Below are 16,032 nucleotides of genomic sequence, written 5' to 3'. Positions count from 1 at the left end.
TTTGCAGGACTAGAGTGGGTTTAAACCCTTGCGATGGAGGGAGTGTTGTATACTTATTAGCTATGCAAGGTAAATATGCTCACCAATAAAGAAAGCCTCTGGTGTTGATCCAAAGGCTTTTTATTAGTTGAGTTTTTATTTATCTACACTAACTTATACATGCAATAAGATCGGCTTTCTTCAATAAGCTAGAATGTAGAAGGAGGGTCAACATCCCATAGCCTCAAATTAGCGAGTTGTGCTAAACGTTCTTTGAGCTTGCGGAAAATATTTTTATCACATATAGGATCTGTAAATATTTCAGCATGAGCAATATTATCTGGTTTTCCTGGAACATTCTCAATAGGAACATACTCTATATCAATAATATATTGTTGTGGAGGCTCATTACCATTGTTTTTGAGGATACCCTCTATCCCACGGACATCCCTAGCGATTATGCTTACGACTGCATCTGTTGCGTTTTGCTGACACAGCTTCGGATTATTCTCTCGTAATATCGCCCGATCTACAGATGGCCTATAATATCGATCAGAAAAGGCTTGAGAGCTAATTCTAACCATTCCCTCCCGACGAACAATATAATCTGGAGTATTAGGAACACGACGAAATAAGACTTCGTGGTCCTCTATATGTATGTTTTTCATTCTACTAGCTTATCAACCATAACCAGAGTGACTGGCATGTACTAATACTATCAGCAGAGCCATCAGACATCTCTGAGTTTATGTTTATGCCCCAGACTTTTATGTATTCCGCATGTCGATCGTCAATATAAATGGTGAGTTTCTTTTCCTTATTCCACCACTCAAATACGACTTCTCCATCTTCACTAGCGGTTACATTTGGTTTAATCCACTCTTTCCTTAAAGACATTATATCCCAAAGTAGTTGTTGAATCCAGCTATGCGCATGTGCCACGGAATCCCAGGTTGGAGGTAATGCATCATAGTTATGCTTTACAGATTGTAAAGTAACTAATTTGCTAATATCAGCGAGAGTATCTGATACGGTTCTCTCAAAGACTTTTCTAAAGTCTCTTTGTGATAAAAAAGTGTTACCCGTCAAAAAACTTGACGAGCCGCAAGAGAACTCTAAAGCTGAAGACAAGACTGATTCTCGAAGTCTTTCACTTGATGCACTCGTGCCAGTAGTTAGCCCTCCTAGGTTTATAGCTCTAGTATAGGGACTCTTTTCCTTTTCGATTTGTATCATTACTCGAATAGCCTCCTTGTCTTGTCTGTGATACTTGCTTCAAATACCTGGTTTTTTCTCAGATGAAGCTTCTCTAAAAAAGTCCAGATACTTTCATCATTACTTTGCCATAGTTGCTCGCGGTATAAGTCGATATCAAGAATGATACTCATGAACCCAGGAGTGACTTGTGGCGCAAGAGCCTCATTAATAATAAGAATGCAATTCAGATCTGTTTGAGGGATTTGCAATTGCATAAAGAAAGAACTTAACATTCCTTGTGTGAGATCAGTAGATACGTCTGGAACTGTTCGTAAGTAGTCATTGAGTTCCACTTTTTCTAGTACCGGAATATTGATTTGATTCACAAATCTTACTGCTGCTCGTGTCACGTTTATAGGTTGGCAAATATTTTTATATATCTGCCATAATAGTTTTGCCTCTTTATGAAAATTGTTCCAAGATGAATAAGGAGCCAGATGGCTAAATGTGAAACCACTTAGAGTGACTTGAACTTTTTTTCTTTGATCTTTACCTGTAAATGCTAAACCATTCTTTTGGGATTGTGCATTTACCGACATAGTTGATCCAGGTTCAATTAGGAATGTGTTTGCTTGGAGAATCTCTGATGTCGGGAAGAGCTCTTGTATCTCGTCTTGAATGGCTAAGAGACGATCAAAAGAAAAATCCTCAGGCAAAGTAACCCTAAAATCAATAATAGCTTCTGTGATAGGCGCATTTGGATAGTGCCGTTGTTCCTGCATAATAACCTCTGATGTTGCCTTTCCTGAGATTTGATTTGGGATATGAAATTATCATTCAAAAATATAATGTGTGTGATCTCATTATACTCTGCCAAGAATGATATTTGCTATCACCAATAATACCTAGCTCTAGCTAATTAGCTCTTGCGAGGGATATAAGTCGCATTGCCTCACCAGAAATCTTCCTCTTTGCCTGGCCTCATACGATTTGTTCTTCTGCCTATTGAGCGAATTTTTCCTCTCATGTATCCTCGCTGTGAAGATAATCAGGAATAATATACGTCATTTATCTTGCTTAGGATGTTGTATTCGTCTTCATTCTCTTCAGAGTAAACAAGATCGCCTCAGGGGGGATGCGAACCTCAACGCCTTCTTGCTGGAGCTCGGGGGCGATCCTTTTTAGCTCATCAACAAATTTGGATGGTGCCCGATACCACTTCGCAAACGCATCGGGGAACTGGTTAGAGAGAAGTTCCTTGAACTGTTTGGCTGTTCCAGACCACTCCCGCTTCTCTTGCATCAATAAACAGACGGGCTGAAAAAGAGGGGAGGCGCGCAACGAGGCTTTCAACTCTGCGTCCTTTTTTCCTGGTGCATCAGCGTGATCTCGGCACCTATTGCCTCATCACTGAGTTCTTTGCCTGCTGCTTGCAGTCGCGTCTTTGCTTCGTCCACCTGCCTGAGGTCGACTTTTCCTAAGATGCAAATGACAGCATACAAAGATTCGGGCTTAAGAAGCTCTGCCCGTGAATAATCATCATTGGCTTCCTCATACCTGAGCAATTTCTTCAACACACTGGCTCTGCCGACTAGCAGCGAGGGCTTTTTCGGGCTCCTCTTCAGCGCTTTATTATAGATAGAGAGTACCTGTTCATATCGCCCCAATTTTTTGAAGGCGTGGGCTTGAGAACTATACGCCCTGATAAAATCTGGATTGAGATGAAGGGCACGATCGTACGCTTTGGTGGCCTCAGCGAACCGCTTAAGCTCGCAGAAGGTATCGCCAATCTTTTCATTCACCAGGACATCCTTCGGATCAAGCTGGGCCGCTTTTTGATAGGCAACGAGTGCGCCTTTGTACTGTTGCTGTGAGGTCTGGATGTTGCCCTTCTCTTTATAAACAGATGGTTTGGTCGGGGCGAGCTCTTGGGCCTGTTGGCAGGTGGCCAAGGCCTCATCATAGCGTTTCAGGTAGACGAGGACACGGGCTTGAGCGAGATAGAGATCCTCATCTTGAGGATCTAATCGTAGCGCTTGCTCATAGGCGGCCAAGGCCTCATTATAGCGGTCCAAATAACTCAACATGCGACCTCGTTCCTCATGCCCTCTGCCCATTGGGGATGAAGATCGATACACTGTTCGCATGCTGCTAATCCATCTGCATATCGTTTGTGGTCTGAAAGGAAGAAGAGCTTCCACTGATATCCCTCGAAGCTCGAGGGAGTGCGCTCGATAAATTGATCGTAGGTCTCCAGCGCATCTTCGTCACGCCCTACTTGTGCCAGCAGTCTGGCTTTGTCCTGGTACAAAAACAAATCATAGGGGTCCTGACAGATCGCTTGATCGTACGTCGCAATCGCGTCATCATACCTCCTGATGTCTGCTAACACCTTCGCCTTCTGTTTGTAGGCAAGCTTTCCTCTGTTTGGCTCCAGGTTGATTGCGAGATCGAGGACATCAATCGCCTCCTGAAACCGTTTCATATGATGAAGAGCCTCACCTTTAACTCTATAAGCATGTGTATACTTGCCATCGAGTTGTATGGCTCGGTTACAAGCCTCTAAAGCTGGCTGATAGCGTTCTAATAGAAGCAGGGTATCCGCCCTCATTACATGCAGTTTGGTGCACTCAGGGAAGAGGTGAAGTGCCTGATCGTAAAGAGCTAATGACTTCTCATGATTCCCCCTGACGAAGTGCAGGCTACTGACGTGCTCATAGACATCGAGGTCCAGTGGATCAAGTTCTAAACTACGTGTGAAAGCACGAAAGGCTTCGTCATCTCGGTTGCGTTTGAACAGATCACAGCCCTGCTCGAAATAATCACGAGCGGATTGACACGATTTCGTCTCAATCTTTGTGCTAGAAGCTTGTTTTTTGGGAGAGGTGGAAAGCTTGTCATGTTCTCGATGATGAAAAATATGAGTGATGATAAAGTTTTTGCCACTCTCGGCTGAACGCGCAGATGGATCACGTTGAAGAGCGCAATCAAATGTAGGCAACGCTTCTTCATAGTCTCTCAATAAGATGAGCGTCCAACCTTTCTCTATATATGCTTGAGCAGAAGAGGAATCTACGTACAGAATTTCCTCATAAACAGCTAAGGCCTCCTTTAGACGACATAAGTTCTTCAACATTTTGCCTTTGCCATACAAAGCAGTGAGGCAACTGGGATCACGCTGGAGTGCTTGTTCATATGAGATCAATGCGGCTTGATAGCGCCAGGTTTTGTCAAGTATCTTCGCTTCTTCGAGCAATTGGTCGATGGTCATGTTCTCCCGATTAAGAGTTCGCGGTTGTGGGATACGAATAGACGGATGAGGAGAGATAATCTCTGGTTCAAGCTGCGGCAGCGTTGGAGGAATTGGAGAGATAGGCTCTCGTGTTGAAAACATTCCGCCTGGCTTCTCCTGCGTTTTTTCAAGCTCCTTCATAAGAATGAGGCTACACTCATGACAGTAGGAAACATCCTCTAATTGACGATAATCAAGCATGGTAAGGTAGAAGATATGCTTGCAGATGCGGCAGGGCAATTGCTTAATTGGCCCATTGTAGCCATCAGGGATGAGTGAAGTAATATTCATTGAGATGCTCCTATTATTTGCTTTAGCTTGCTAATTGATCTACTACACGAATTATAGGCTAGAAGGATCAATACCCTTTTGATGGTGACTGATGTATAGGTGATGAAAACATGGCTAGATAACTCCTGCTTGATAATTTGAACAGGAGATCATCACTAGAATCAAAAAAAGAGAGGCAGCACCTAAGGGATCGCAATATTATATTGAGCAAGCCTTCATGACCACTCAGGATGAGAAAAATAGTCTTCCCTAGATATTGTGCCGACTCTTTGTTTCAGTTTTTTGAGACCTTTTCTTTTTCTGGGTTTTTGGTACTGGTGTCGATTGTTCGCTCTCTGGATGCTCTTTTGTACGAATCCAGGCAAGAAGCGATTCAATACGAACATATTGTCGATTATGAATGTGAAATGAGGGGAAACCTTCTTCTTTGGCTAGTTCCCATAGGAATGAGCGGCTAATGCCGAGCAATTGCGCCACCTCTGACATACTTAGCAACCAGCGTGGAGTGCATTCTAAACGCCCAGACTCAGTAATTGTAATGTGATAAAGAGCAGCCTCGATTGGCACTCTCTCTTGCTCTTTTAATGGTATTTGCCCTTGCAGTTGTTTCATTACATTCAACCTCTCTTGCGCTTGTTGGATCTCTGGATGTGGATTACCAAAGCGAAAAGAGCCATAATACCGTTCGAGGAATGACAATAAATTTTGTTGTTCCTCAATCTCTCGTTCGCGAATGTAGTATTACAGTGCATCCAAGCTCACAACGCGACGCGATCCGAGATAAAATGAGGGTATTTCACATTGGTGTATCATTCAACGAGTTTTTTTGCAGGCTAATCGTTAAGAACTCAGCAACTTCTGATAATGTAAACATCAAGTGTTTTTTACTTGCCTCTGCTCCTATTCATTGATGTGAAAAACTAGAGATTGTGAAATTTGTCCTGGTTGTAACGGCAGTTTTTTCACAAGAATGTTGCTCCTCACTTCCAATCAAAGAGTAATGACCGGGCTCAGTCTATAAAATATCCGGATAATAGTAAATACAGTTTTTTGACTGGCTCTCTAATCAGGTGGGCATTTGTGTAGAAAAGAGGGAGTTTAATTGTGTCACTGCCTCCTTCTGTAAGGAGGGGAGAACGTGGGAATATGTATCCATGGTGTGATGGATGCTGCTGTGCCCCAACATTTCCTGAACGATTTTTGGATGAATGTTCATAGAGAGGAGCAGTGTGGCCGTGCTATGCCGCAAGTCATGAAAACGTATCTCTGGGACTCCTGCTTTTTTCAGAAGTGGTTTGAATGATCGTCGGATGATGTTTCCCACTTCTATAGGGCGACCAATTTGATTACAAAATATCCATCTATGTCCTTGATCATCCCAGGCTGGTCCTGCGAGGCGTTGTTGTTCTTGCTGTCGTTCTCTATGCTTTTTGAGAGCTTTGATGGCCATTTCCGTGAGATAGATGTTCCGCCTGCTCTTTGCACTTTTGGGTTCACCGATGATAAAGCCTTGTTTTCCAATACGACCAATAGTACGTCTGATCTGAAGCCTGTCTCCATTGAGAGAAAGATCTTTCCACTGTAATCCTAGTAATTCTCCTTGACGCATGCCAGTCGTAAGCGCAAGGACATAGATGGCTTCATACGGATCGCCCTGGGCGGCTTGCAAAAATGTACAAGCTTCGACATGGTTGAGAACTTGAGCCTCGTATTTGGGAACACGAGGAGCATCGACCGCATCGCATACGTTTCGCTCGATAAGGTTCCAGCGAAGTGCGTCATGGAATGCTCGATGGAGCACGCGATGAATATGTTTGATTGTTTGGGGGGCGTAACCTTCTCTCCGTTTCTCATTATAAAGCTGTTGAAGTTGCTGCGGCATCAATTTTTGTAGTTTTATTGTGCCAATCATAGGGATAATATGTTGCTCAACGAGTCCTTGATAGCGAAGGTACGTCCGTTCTCGTATGCGTGGCTGGGCTATATCCTCAAGCCATAATTTGAGAAAAAACTCAATGGTTGGATCCTTTCCTATAAAAGACGGATCTTGACCTTTCCAATGAGGAAGATCCTTGAGTGCTTGTATTGCCTCCTTTTGCGTTTTGAAATAGAGAGATTTCCGTTTGCCATATTCAATGGTAATGCAGGCGACCCATCTTCCATCCTTTCGTTGATAGATAGTGCCTTCGCCGTTTGCTCGCTGCTTCATTCATCCTATCCTTTATATGAAATGAACTCGTTTTTGTTTTATTGTGGAGAGATACACATCTCTTCTTTATATTATATTTGTGGATTGAAATGTGATTGGATAGAGCGGGAGAAAGAGAGATAGGAGCGACAGGTGAATTAAAATTCATTTTCGTCATGCTACATCTAGAGGGCACAAACAAGAGGCCCTCCTTTTTAATCTCAATGATGGGTATTGTTTATTTTGCAACACATTTGTTATGGCTCCTACGTTTGAACTTAGCTTACCTATAACGTCCTTTTAATTATGTGGGTGGAAAACAAGAACAATTTAGGCTATGATGCCACAGATATTGTGTTTCATGAAAGGTCGAACACTATGAAGGTCCAGGTTGTTGATTATGTAGATGTTGAGAAAAAGGCTTTAGAACTCGGCCTTACGCCTCCAACCGAGCTTGCTATTTTACCTAAAAACTTCGATACTGCTATTTCTGTTGAAGAACTTGTAAATGAAAGTTCAACCCCAACAATTAGAAGCCTTTGGCGGCAAAATGGAATAGTGGAAACTAGGATAGAAAAGCAAGGGACGAAAATACCTCTAGAGTCGAGAAAGTCATGGGAGTGGGTAGGCCCTGTCATATATATAAGCACGTGGATGCTAACAAATACAGCAATCCCCATAACTCTCAATCTTATTTCTAGCTATCTTTACGATGTTTTAAAAGGACATCAACATGATGATGGGGAAGTAACACTCGATTTTGTTTCTGAAATAGTGGAAAAGAATAAGAAGAGCAAAAAAAAGACTTTCAGGCGCCTAACTATAAAATGCTCTCCGAAAGAGTTAAGGGAAATAAAACCAGAAGATATAATTAATCTTATGGATGAGTAGCTAAAGAGGAGTTTAATGTGAATGGAAAAATCACAATTTCTGAAGAGATAGATGCATTTGAGAATGAATGGCGAGTTTTGCTAAACGAGTGCCAAAATTTTTGCTTTGCCACCAGGGCGAAAGAATTTCAAGCCCAGGCACGAGAAAAATTGAAAGAGCTAGAGGCAAAAGCGCAGACATTGAAAAAGAAAGCTGTTTCGTATGAAGTTGAAGATTCAGCGAATAAGTTATTAAGTTTCCAAGAAATAATAAATGCTATCAGCAATGAATTGAGTATGTGGATTGCCTTAAAGGATGATGATGCAGGCCTCGCGTGGGATTGCCTTGTAAATGCTCAGATGGCTGTTAAAACTGCTATGCAGGCCCATTCAGTAGCGAGTCATCTGGACAATTATAGTAGCCACCTCTCTATATTGGAACATCACTTGTTTCCTAAACAAATGTTTGCTAGCCCTGGCATGATAATCAAAGAAGCCAGATGTTCTATTTGTAAGCAAGAGTATGGTGAATGTGACCATTTAGTAGGGAAGCCTTATATGGGAGAAATATGTGTACGAGAAATTGTACACGTAGATTTAAAAGAATTTTCTTTAGTTGAGAAACCTGCAAATAAACATGCAAGAGTTACTAGCTTTACAGATGAAGAAGGAGTACATAGAGACTTTTTGACTTGGCGTCCTGCTATTAAGGCTACACCAAATACTAAAGGAAACAAAAAGGATAGTAAAAAGCCTCTCATAATGTAGAGCCTTTGGACATATTCCAAGGAGTGATTTCAGATTGCTCTCCCTGGGTCTCTGGTGAGGCATACTTTCTGTGTTATTCTTCGAGGGCATACATTCGCTTGCAGGTCTGAATGAGTTGTTGCGCATATTGCTCTACAGCAACTTCATAAGATTTTACTGCTTGAGTGAAAATTGCGGCAGGCACGCGAGTTCTTCCCTTTTTCCATCCTGGGGCTCGATACAGATAATGGAGGAAAATTATTTTTCAGCCTCTCTTGTTGATCGTATGTGGTATGTATTTTATGCGGTCATGATAATGTTTGGAGCAGGGATTGGACGCTCCCATGCTTTGTTTGCCTCAATCCAACTTTCTATTGCATCCTGACCTTTTTTGACGGCTTTGACGTATGTTTTTCCATGGGTTTTGCATCCTGGAAGCTCTGAAACTGTGACAATGTATACCTGATCCTCTTCGCTCCATTGGATGTTCATTGAGTAGCGCAGTGGCTTGGTTCCCATGAGGCTTCTCTCTGATGGTTTATTTCCCAGCATCAATGAGTACTTGCTCTAGAATATCTGTGACGCCAAGATGGGGCGCGAATTGCCTCAAATACACTATATCGAGAGCATCTCCCGTGCGCTTGATGACTTCAACAATATCATTCCATTGTCGTGTAGATATTCCCCCTCCCATTTTCCACCAATTAAGTTTCGTGAGAATGACATCTTCTGGCGAGGCAACATAGAAAGGGCGGCTCCCCTGTTCAATTACCTCCTCCCGCGCACGCCCGAGTTCGTGACGTGCAAACTCGCTTGACTTCAACACGAACACATCAACTTTGACGCCCGTATCGTTGTGGAGCACGTTGAATGAAGATTGATTCACAATGGCTCCTCGGATCATCGTACCGTCGATATAATAGTCATTTTCAAGCACTTTCACGAGCGCTTGGACATGGTGACGTTGAATGGCCGCCACGATATCAACATCCTGGGTCGCTCGCCGTCTTCCATGAATTGAACTCGCCACTGATCCGCCAATAAAATAGGGAATGTTAAAGCGATCAAAGGCATCAATGAGAGGGCTAATTGCTTGAATAATCTCTGGAGTATTCATTGGTGAAGCCGAGGACATTCGTGTTTCCTTCCTGTGAAGCGGAATCTTTCCGCGAGACCTTCTACAGAACTGCAGTGCGCATGATGTTGCGTGAGACTATCTGGCTGATGTGTTACTATGAATGCCAGCGTCGAGAAGCGCTTGTGATAAAGGGGTTGCAATGCCTAGCATTGCTGCTTGTTGACTCAGATAGGTGACATCTATGGTTGGTGCTTGCACCTTGAGGAGACCCAAAATATCGTTCCATTGATCATCGGCGGTGTTTCCCTGTTTTTGATAGTTTAAGAGATTGAGCAGTGTCACGTCTTCAGGAGATGCGAGAAAAAATGGGGCTCTTCCTTCGATGAGTACATGGGGCTGTCGACGTGCTAAGACCGCTTTGTCAAGCACTGTAGAGGGTAGGAAGATATCGATTTTGATGAGCCGCGAGAGATGCAGCACACTGAAAGGTGTATGCTGGAGGAGAGCCAGGGTGATTGTGTCTGGATCGAAAATATAATCGTGTGTTAGGTGCTCAAAGAGAAAAGCAAGGTGGTCTCCGTTGAAATCGGCTAGGAGGTCGACATCCTGTACGGATCTGGGCAAGCCGTAGATTGAGTTTGCCACAGAGCCCATCATTAGGGTCGGAACTTTGAGCTGTTCTGCGATCTCGATGATCGGGCGGACAGCCTCCTGAATGTCAGGTGCCTGGAGGTTCCAGGTTTGTTGCGTTTCAATCGCATTGGCAAAGATGTGTGCAAGGTGATTCCCATATTCGCGAGCAACAAATGCCACCATACGATCCTGAAGAGAAGATCCATGAGTTGTCTCAAGATTGGCGTATGTTATGGATTGTGTCCAACTGCAGACCGATCTGAACTTTTTGGCGGCGGAAAATGCACGGATGCGATCAATCTGTATCCGCTCGAATTCTGGGGAGGTATCAATCGATTGTGTTCTCATTGTATCTGCTCCGACATAGGTTTCTTTCTCGAAGGATACAGAAAGTTGACAAGCATGTCAAGTGTCAGCATTTCTTTATCGGTAAAAAGATTGTTTTGTATTTATAGCATGCAATTATGGTGTGATGGATATCTTGATGAGCACAAATCGACCTTGTTGGAATTCTACTGTGTAGATAAGCTGTTCCTCATGTACCTGTATGTGTATTTCCCACCTTTGTACAGGTTGTCCATGTCCCTCGGCTGTTTTTTCATATGCACCAATCATATAACAGAGATACGATGGCTCTGTTTGTTGTGCCTGCTCTAGCGCGAACGTTTTCGCATCTTGGAGCATCTCTAATCGACTTTTGTAGGGTTGTTCCTTCGGTGTAGGGAGAGAAGGCGTATCATTTATAGAAGATACCGCTTGTGTGCGTGACGGCATTTCCCAAACTTCAATGGGATATGTTTCCTTCTGAATACGTTCTGCAAACGCATCAATTTCTTGACGACTCAGAACTGGTAGCGTGCACCCTTCGACTTGATAGAATTTGAGGACATTGGCGTGAGCGAGATTAACCCAGACATGAGACGAGATCCCTAACTTTTCACGCGCTTCAGGAGGGGAGTAGTACAAGTGGCGGTATTTGATCCTGGCATAGGGATCACGCTTGCTAAATTCTGGTCCTCCACCTTTTGTACGATTGGTGAGGTACTGTTGATCACATTGGGCGATGAACTGCTTTTCATAGGCATTTGCTTCGTGTTCATCATCTGTTTCAAAGATTTTCTGTTTCACAACAGTGCCCCCGAAGCCCAAATCTGGAGGATGGCATGAATTTTATCACTTGTTATCCCGGTGGGATGTGCAGTATAGGAATACCGATATCGCTGAGCTTCTTTCTCGTGTTGATGGATGCGATCTCCTTGTCCCTTTCCTACATAGAAAATGTGACCGTCTGGATAGGCTAATGTGTATACGTAATATTTCGAGAAGTACGTCATTAGCATGGATCTCCTTCCATAGAGTGCGCTACTTAACGAGAAGAAAGACGAGGATAGGGTCTACCATCATTGATAGCATTATCATCTAGGCTGAGTTTGTGCTTCTGAGTGTGTTCGGCTGCGCATGGGTTGTCGTGCCTGGCTGCATATTGTACTTGGGGTCAGTGTTGCCTCACCTCCAAGAGAAAGAGTAATGAATGAAGCGCGCAGCCCATGAGGTAGGGATTTTTTTGACTTCGACTTTTAATATCTTGGCCTTCATATCCAACCCACATTCCGCAGTTTCAATCTGAAAAAAAATAGAATTGTTGATAGGCTGGTCCCAGTAACGAAAGGATCTTTTGATGCAGTGGCTGCAAGCGGAGGACAACCGACTCCGTTCTGGTTCCTGTGCGGATCTGCAACAATTCAATGCCTTCAAAGCATTGGAACACCCAGCGCATCGTTGGTCGAGCCGTAGGCTTGTTGACTTGATTGGGGATCGTTTGCCCGCTTGCCAGCAATTGCTCACGCAAGCGATGTTCAGCCAGACGGTACACCAACAACGCGAGCACCATGATCAAGCTCAATGCCACAATGCGTTCTGGTTTTTTTACAAAGACCGAGGAGGCCAGAAACAAGGGATCTTTCAAGAAACGGAAGCCCCGTTCTACGCTGCCCTGCTCCAGATACAGGCTGATCACCTCCTCATTGGAGGTGTCCGCTTCATCCACGACATTGGTGGCGATGACAAAACAGGCTTTGCGCTGAGCGTAGGCCAGCAGCTTCGTTTCGTTGAGGATGACCTGCGATGTGACACTCCAGCGCAGCCCGCTTGGCTCCGCATCCCGAGCAGGACGGCCTCGTCCTTCAAAGACCGCCTGGCTCTTGAGTTCCACCGAGACTTCCAGCCACTCCGGCAGGCCTTTCAAGCTCTGCTCCCAGGCCTGTTGCGCATCCTCTCGACAGGCAAACGACTTGGTGCTCACATGCCACAACTTCTTTGCCCACGCGTCTACCTGCTTGTCAGCTTGCTTGCGAGCCGTCTGCAACGCGCGCTTGACCCCATCGACACTGCGAACCACGATCCAACGCTCCGGTCCTTGCGGCAGATCCATCTGCTGCACAATCATGCTGCGTGTCCCATCAGCGCTGGGCTGCCACGCATCCTCGGCTTGGATCACGGCAGCTTTGGCTTCTTTGCTGGTTTCAGGAACACGACTGACCCACCTCACCCCAGCTTGATTGAGCTGGCGCACATTTGCCGTACTGTAGAGACCACTATCGGAGACGTAGATGGTTTTTTCTTCGGGCTCTTGCTGCCGCAATTGAGCATGCAGATCCGCAATAACCTTAACCAGGCTCTCTTTATCGCTGCTGTTCCCCGAAAGAGGCTGCAAAAAGAGCGGAATATCTCCCTGATGCGTGGTCGCCAGTGCCAACATCCACTGTTTGAGATCTTCGCGATGATCCCGCGAGTAGCCATGGGTAATGGCAATCACGTGCTCGTTTTCCTGGTTGGTTTCGTAGGCTCCATTGACCGAAAAGGAAGTGGTATCCACATGAAGATGCCGTGCTTTCACCCCAAAGCGTTGGCGGGCCTGATGGGCGATGCCAGCGAACACGGTGGTCACATCTTGCGCGTAGAGCCAATCCAGGGTACGTCCCAGGCAATCGTCGTTGAGCATATCAGCGCTGATACCTGCTCCCAGCAGGTGGGCAACCGGCTTGTTCTCGAAGAATTGTGGGACCAGATAGAGTTGGCGATTGGCAAAACCCAAGCCGTTGAGAATCATGGCGACGGTTGCAGTTCCATAACTCACCACACGTTGCTGTTTCGGTTCCAAGGCATCCAACCACGCGGCCAAGCCTATTTCCTGACAGACTCCCGCGACAATACCCAAATGATCCAACCGTTCGTTCTGGTAATCCTCAGCTCGTTGCATGCTCTTTTTCTGCTCCTTTTTGTGCTGAGACTACCTTATCGAATTTTAGATTTCCTGTCAATTACCCTGCGGAATGTGGGATCCAATGTTCTATGCTCTTTTTTGCTTTGCCCCAATTGAAATACGATCTATTTTAGTGTTTGTATATCACTGAAAGTATGTGGTGATAAAATACGTATGCCAAGCCTTTCTCTGCCTGACCGTTTGCTTGTGCCACCTGTATAAAGGCTATGGTATATTATAGCCAAAAAGTTTTTTTGGCTATAATATACCATAGCCTTTCTTTTCTAGTAAAGCATCATAATGAAACAGGGTTTATGAGATACACAATTTGCTAAACCTCAGTGATGCACTTTAAGATAGGCAATAGATAGTATTTTATGAATCCTTAAGAAATACTCAAGTAGTGTTGTCAATTTGATTATTGGTGCGGTGTATGCTCCACTTTGTTTTCATTCTTGAACTTGTTTTTTTATTATGATATTCTTGTATTTAAATATTTTAAAATAGAAAACGATAGAAATGTTTCTTTTATAATTTGCTTGAGACACAGGTAACTAGTGATACTTGATCAAGTAAGGTGAGATCGCTCAATGGCAAATATGCAGAAGTTTGACGGTGGACAAGTTGCTCTCATTGGTTTTCTTTATCAAGTGGTTGGTACTTTAAGCCTCCTTGCAATGGCTGAAAGCCCAAAGGTGCCAGTTGAGCATGATAATTTAGAAGCATTATTAGCAATTATTCATGATGGAGAAGTTTATCATGAGAGAAATGATGTTGATGCTTTAGCGCACCGTTTGGGCGTTGATCAACCTGATACATATGTTTTGATACAATTTAAATATTCACAAAATCCAGAAAGAGATCCTATTACGCCAGGTAAACTTGCCGAGATCTGTGAAGGCTTTCTCCGTGGTTTAGCACAATGGCCTGCTGGAGCACATAAGCTTCTTTTCCGTGTGATTACAAATCGTTCTATCAGCTCCACTTTATACCCAGTACTGACTCAGCCTGAAGGACGACGTAAACATCCGCTTTTTGAACAAGCCGAACTGCATGATATTTTACAAAAAACAGAGATTCTTGAAAGATATGACTTTTCACCTTTTGAAGCTGCTCTACGATCGTTTGCTAATGACTATGGTGTTAGCGAAGAGGAATTCGAACGAGGTTTATATAGACTTATTGGAATGCTTGTCGAGCGAGCAACAAAGCATTACGCCCAGCCGATTTATGAAGAAGATCTCGTCAAGGCATTTTGTAGCTATGCTCATCTTCGAAAATTGACCAGAACGGCTATTCGAGAATACACTTCGTATAGCCGTAAGGATGTGATGCATATACTTGGCTTACGAGAAATGCCTGTTCAGAGAACTGCACTCCTAGAGAAGGCTATGATAATGCTTAAACAGCATTCATTTCTCATATTTCAGGGACCTGGTGGGAGTGGAAAAAGTGTCCTTGCTTGGCATGTATTACAAAATATTTTAGAAGAAGTCGATGAGAAAGGAGGTGCAGCTACCGCATTTATTCCGTTGCGATCTGTACAATCTCTCTCGTGGATCGTTGGTGAATGGATGGGTGTTCCAGAGGAAAAACGGACTGAACCAATGGAGCAAGTCATTCAGAGAATAATGATTGCCAACCCTAATGTTCATCCTGTATTATGTTTGGGAATTGATGGGCTAGATGAAAAAAATGAAATGACTCATGGGTACGAGCCTCTGCGTCAGATTATTAGCTGGTTTTGGAAAAAAGAAAGAGAGTTACAATTCCAACAGGCAAAAACGGGAAAGATCGAACCGCCAGATGCTACACTTATCGTTACCTGCCGTGAACGTAGTTTATTAGATAATTTTCTGAATATTAGTTTGTGGGCGGAGATGAAAGAAAATGATGCGCATATTCTTTCTGTTAGTGATTATTCAACAAATGAACTGCTTCAAGCTGTTGAGCAGGTTTTGTTCCCTTATCTTGAGCGTTTTAAGCAGACACTTTCCGATCAATCTCATCCTACGATGACTTTACCTCTTAACTTTCAGGCGTTTGAACCTCCTATCCACCATGCGACGCTTGATGCATTGAGGCATCCTGCAATGTGGTATGCTCTTCGCAAACTCCCTAAAGCACAACAGGCTTGCCTCCTTGATGGAGAAGAACATGCTTTCCTCTGTTTAGCTAAATTTTTTCTAGAGTGGTTTTCAGTTAAAGTACAGAAACGTAGACCTGAATGGGGAAAGGAACACATCTCTGAAGCCCTTGAAGAAATTGCACGAATTGCATATTTGACCCGAGATGCTCAATTTGATTATCGTATTTGGAAAGAAGTTGGGCGAAAAGGTTGCCGACTTGAAGGAAGAGCGGTATCTGAGGACCTATATCAAGAAGCTCAGTCTGCTGGTTTAATTAGCGAATGGGAACCGAGAAAAGTTTGGACGTGGCGTCATCCCTTTGTTGGGATTTACCTTGCACGACTTGCGCTGGAAAAGGAGTAGAGAA

At 43.9% G+C, this 16,032-nt stretch carries 17 protein-coding genes; 3 read left to right on the top strand and 14 right to left on the bottom strand.

Annotation, left to right across the window (positions count from 1 at the left end; genetic code table 11):
* Positions 1-188 precede the first annotated feature (188 nt).
* From KDW_RS03340 to KDW_RS03305, 8 genes are all read right to left on the bottom strand, one after another.
* Positions 189-647: a hypothetical protein gene (locus tag KDW_RS03340; RefSeq protein ID WP_151754652.1), complete on the bottom strand. Its 459-nt coding sequence runs from the start codon at positions 645-647 to the stop codon at positions 189-191.
* A gap of 4 nt (positions 648-651) precedes the next feature.
* Positions 652-1,215: a hypothetical protein gene (locus tag KDW_RS03335; protein ID WP_151754651.1), complete on the bottom strand. Its 564-nt coding sequence runs from the start codon at positions 1,213-1,215 to the stop codon at positions 652-654.
* Positions 1,215-1,958, bottom strand: coding sequence for a TIGR04255 family protein (locus tag KDW_RS03330; protein WP_151754650.1), 744 nt, complete (start codon positions 1,956-1,958; stop codon positions 1,215-1,217). The genes KDW_RS03335 and KDW_RS03330 overlap by 1 nt, the downstream gene beginning before the upstream one ends.
* A 295-nt stretch (positions 1,959-2,253) precedes the next feature.
* On the bottom strand, positions 2,254-2,529 hold the full coding sequence (locus KDW_RS03325) for an AICE-type RepA C-terminal domain-containing protein (RefSeq protein ID WP_151754649.1): 276 nt from the start codon (positions 2,527-2,529) through the stop codon (positions 2,254-2,256).
* Positions 2,526-3,263 carry a tetratricopeptide repeat protein gene (locus KDW_RS03320; RefSeq protein ID WP_162004911.1) on the bottom strand — a complete coding sequence of 246 codons (738 nt, stop codon included), beginning with the start codon at positions 3,261-3,263 and terminating at the stop codon, positions 2,526-2,528. Before KDW_RS03320 ends, KDW_RS03325 begins: the two co-directional genes overlap by 4 nt.
* Positions 3,257-4,759, bottom strand: coding sequence for a tetratricopeptide repeat protein (locus tag KDW_RS03315; RefSeq protein WP_151754647.1), 1,503 nt, complete (start codon positions 4,757-4,759; stop codon positions 3,257-3,259). Before KDW_RS03315 ends, KDW_RS03320 begins: the two co-directional genes overlap by 7 nt.
* Before the next feature lie 249 nt (positions 4,760-5,008).
* Positions 5,009-5,371, bottom strand: coding sequence for a helix-turn-helix transcriptional regulator (locus KDW_RS03310; protein ID WP_151754646.1), 363 nt, complete (start codon positions 5,369-5,371; stop codon positions 5,009-5,011).
* Positions 5,372-5,825: 454 nt separating this feature from the next.
* Positions 5,826-6,968: a tyrosine-type recombinase/integrase gene (locus tag KDW_RS03305; protein ID WP_151754645.1), complete on the bottom strand. Its 1,143-nt coding sequence runs from the start codon at positions 6,966-6,968 to the stop codon at positions 5,826-5,828.
* 357 nt (positions 6,969-7,325) lie between these two features.
* On the opposite strand from KDW_RS03305, the gene KDW_RS03300 reads away from it, so the two are divergent.
* On the top strand, positions 7,326-7,838 hold the full coding sequence (locus tag KDW_RS03300; RefSeq protein ID WP_162004910.1) for a hypothetical protein: 513 nt from the start codon (positions 7,326-7,328) through the stop codon (positions 7,836-7,838).
* A 17-nt stretch (positions 7,839-7,855) separates the two neighbouring features.
* Positions 7,856-8,584, top strand: a complete 729-nt coding sequence (locus tag KDW_RS03295; RefSeq protein ID WP_151754643.1) for a hypothetical protein — start codon at positions 7,856-7,858, stop codon at positions 8,582-8,584.
* 279 nt (positions 8,585-8,863) lie between these two features.
* Here KDW_RS03295 and KDW_RS03290 read toward each other — a convergent pair whose 3' ends face one another.
* The 6 genes from KDW_RS03290 to KDW_RS03270 all read right to left on the bottom strand — a co-directional run bounded on the left by KDW_RS03290 (position 8,864) and on the right by KDW_RS03270 (position 13,533).
* Positions 8,864-9,082 (bottom strand): type II toxin-antitoxin system HicB family antitoxin, encoded by a 219-nt coding sequence (locus tag KDW_RS03290; protein ID WP_151754642.1) that lies wholly within the window; start codon positions 9,080-9,082, stop codon positions 8,864-8,866.
* Between the two features lie 19 nt (positions 9,083-9,101).
* The gene (locus KDW_RS03285; RefSeq protein ID WP_151754641.1) at positions 9,102-9,698 is read right to left on the bottom strand and encodes a hypothetical protein; all 597 of its coding nucleotides are present in this window, start codon (positions 9,696-9,698) and stop codon (positions 9,102-9,104) included.
* A gap of 78 nt (positions 9,699-9,776) precedes the next feature.
* Positions 9,777-10,622 (bottom strand): hypothetical protein, encoded by an 846-nt coding sequence (locus KDW_RS03280; protein WP_151754640.1) that lies wholly within the window; start codon positions 10,620-10,622, stop codon positions 9,777-9,779.
* 114 nt (positions 10,623-10,736) lie between these two features.
* The gene (locus tag KDW_RS03275; RefSeq protein ID WP_151754639.1) at positions 10,737-11,402 is read right to left on the bottom strand and encodes a helix-turn-helix domain-containing protein; all 666 of its coding nucleotides are present in this window, start codon (positions 11,400-11,402) and stop codon (positions 10,737-10,739) included.
* On the bottom strand, positions 11,399-11,608 hold the full coding sequence (locus tag KDW_RS35750; protein ID WP_371876232.1) for an LEM-3-like GIY-YIG domain-containing protein: 210 nt from the start codon (positions 11,606-11,608) through the stop codon (positions 11,399-11,401). The genes KDW_RS03275 and KDW_RS35750 overlap by 4 nt, the downstream gene beginning before the upstream one ends.
* Positions 11,609-11,892: 284 nt before the next feature.
* Positions 11,893-13,533: an IS1634 family transposase gene (locus KDW_RS03270; protein WP_151754429.1), complete on the bottom strand. Its 1,641-nt coding sequence runs from the start codon at positions 13,531-13,533 to the stop codon at positions 11,893-11,895.
* Between the two features lie 593 nt (positions 13,534-14,126).
* Here KDW_RS03270 and KDW_RS03265 point away from each other — a divergent pair.
* Positions 14,127-16,028 (top strand): NACHT domain-containing protein, encoded by a 1,902-nt coding sequence (locus KDW_RS03265; protein ID WP_151754638.1) that lies wholly within the window; start codon positions 14,127-14,129, stop codon positions 16,026-16,028.
* The last annotated feature ends 4 nt before the right edge of the window (positions 16,029-16,032 follow it).

The organism is Dictyobacter vulcani, assembly GCF_008974265.1.
In the GTDB taxonomy this organism is placed as follows: domain Bacteria; phylum Chloroflexota; class Ktedonobacteria; order Ktedonobacterales; family Ktedonobacteraceae; genus Dictyobacter; species Dictyobacter vulcani.
This window is presented reverse-complemented; position numbering and strand designations above follow the sequence as displayed.

Bases quoted from the DNA above. Each gene is read 5' to 3' on its own strand.
- KDW_RS03340 (WP_151754652.1), bottom strand. From the start codon at position 647: ATGAAAAACATACATATAGAGGACCACGAAGTCTTATTTCGTCGTGTT.
- KDW_RS03335 (WP_151754651.1), bottom strand. From the start codon at position 1,215: ATGATACAAATCGAAAAGGAAAAGAGTCCCTATACTAGAGCTATAAAC.
- KDW_RS03330 (WP_151754650.1), bottom strand. From the start codon at position 1,958: ATGCAGGAACAACGGCACTATCCAAATGCGCCTATCACAGAAGCTATT.
- KDW_RS03320 (WP_162004911.1), bottom strand. From the start codon at position 3,263: ATGTTGAGTTATTTGGACCGCTATAATGAGGCCTTGGCCGCCTATGAG.
- KDW_RS03315 (WP_151754647.1), bottom strand. From the start codon at position 4,759: ATGAATATTACTTCACTCATCCCTGATGGCTACAATGGGCCAATTAAG.
- KDW_RS03310 (WP_151754646.1), bottom strand. From the start codon at position 5,371: ATGAAACAACTGCAAGGGCAAATACCATTAAAAGAGCAAGAGAGAGTG.
- KDW_RS03305 (WP_151754645.1), bottom strand. From the start codon at position 6,968: ATGAAGCAGCGAGCAAACGGCGAAGGCACTATCTATCAACGAAAGGAT.
- KDW_RS03300 (WP_162004910.1), top strand. From the start codon at position 7,326: ATGAAGGTCCAGGTTGTTGATTATGTAGATGTTGAGAAAAAGGCTTTA.
- KDW_RS03290 (WP_151754642.1), bottom strand. From the start codon at position 9,082: ATGGGAACCAAGCCACTGCGCTACTCAATGAACATCCAATGGAGCGAA.
- KDW_RS03285 (WP_151754641.1), bottom strand. From the start codon at position 9,698: ATGTCCTCGGCTTCACCAATGAATACTCCAGAGATTATTCAAGCAATT.
- KDW_RS03280 (WP_151754640.1), bottom strand. From the start codon at position 10,622: ATGAGAACACAATCGATTGATACCTCCCCAGAATTCGAGCGGATACAG.
- KDW_RS35750 (WP_371876232.1), bottom strand. From the start codon at position 11,608: ATGACGTACTTCTCGAAATATTACGTATACACATTAGCCTATCCAGAC.
- KDW_RS03270 (WP_151754429.1), bottom strand. From the start codon at position 13,533: ATGCAACGAGCTGAGGATTACCAGAACGAACGGTTGGATCATTTGGGT.
- KDW_RS03265 (WP_151754638.1), top strand. From the start codon at position 14,127: ATGGCAAATATGCAGAAGTTTGACGGTGGACAAGTTGCTCTCATTGGT.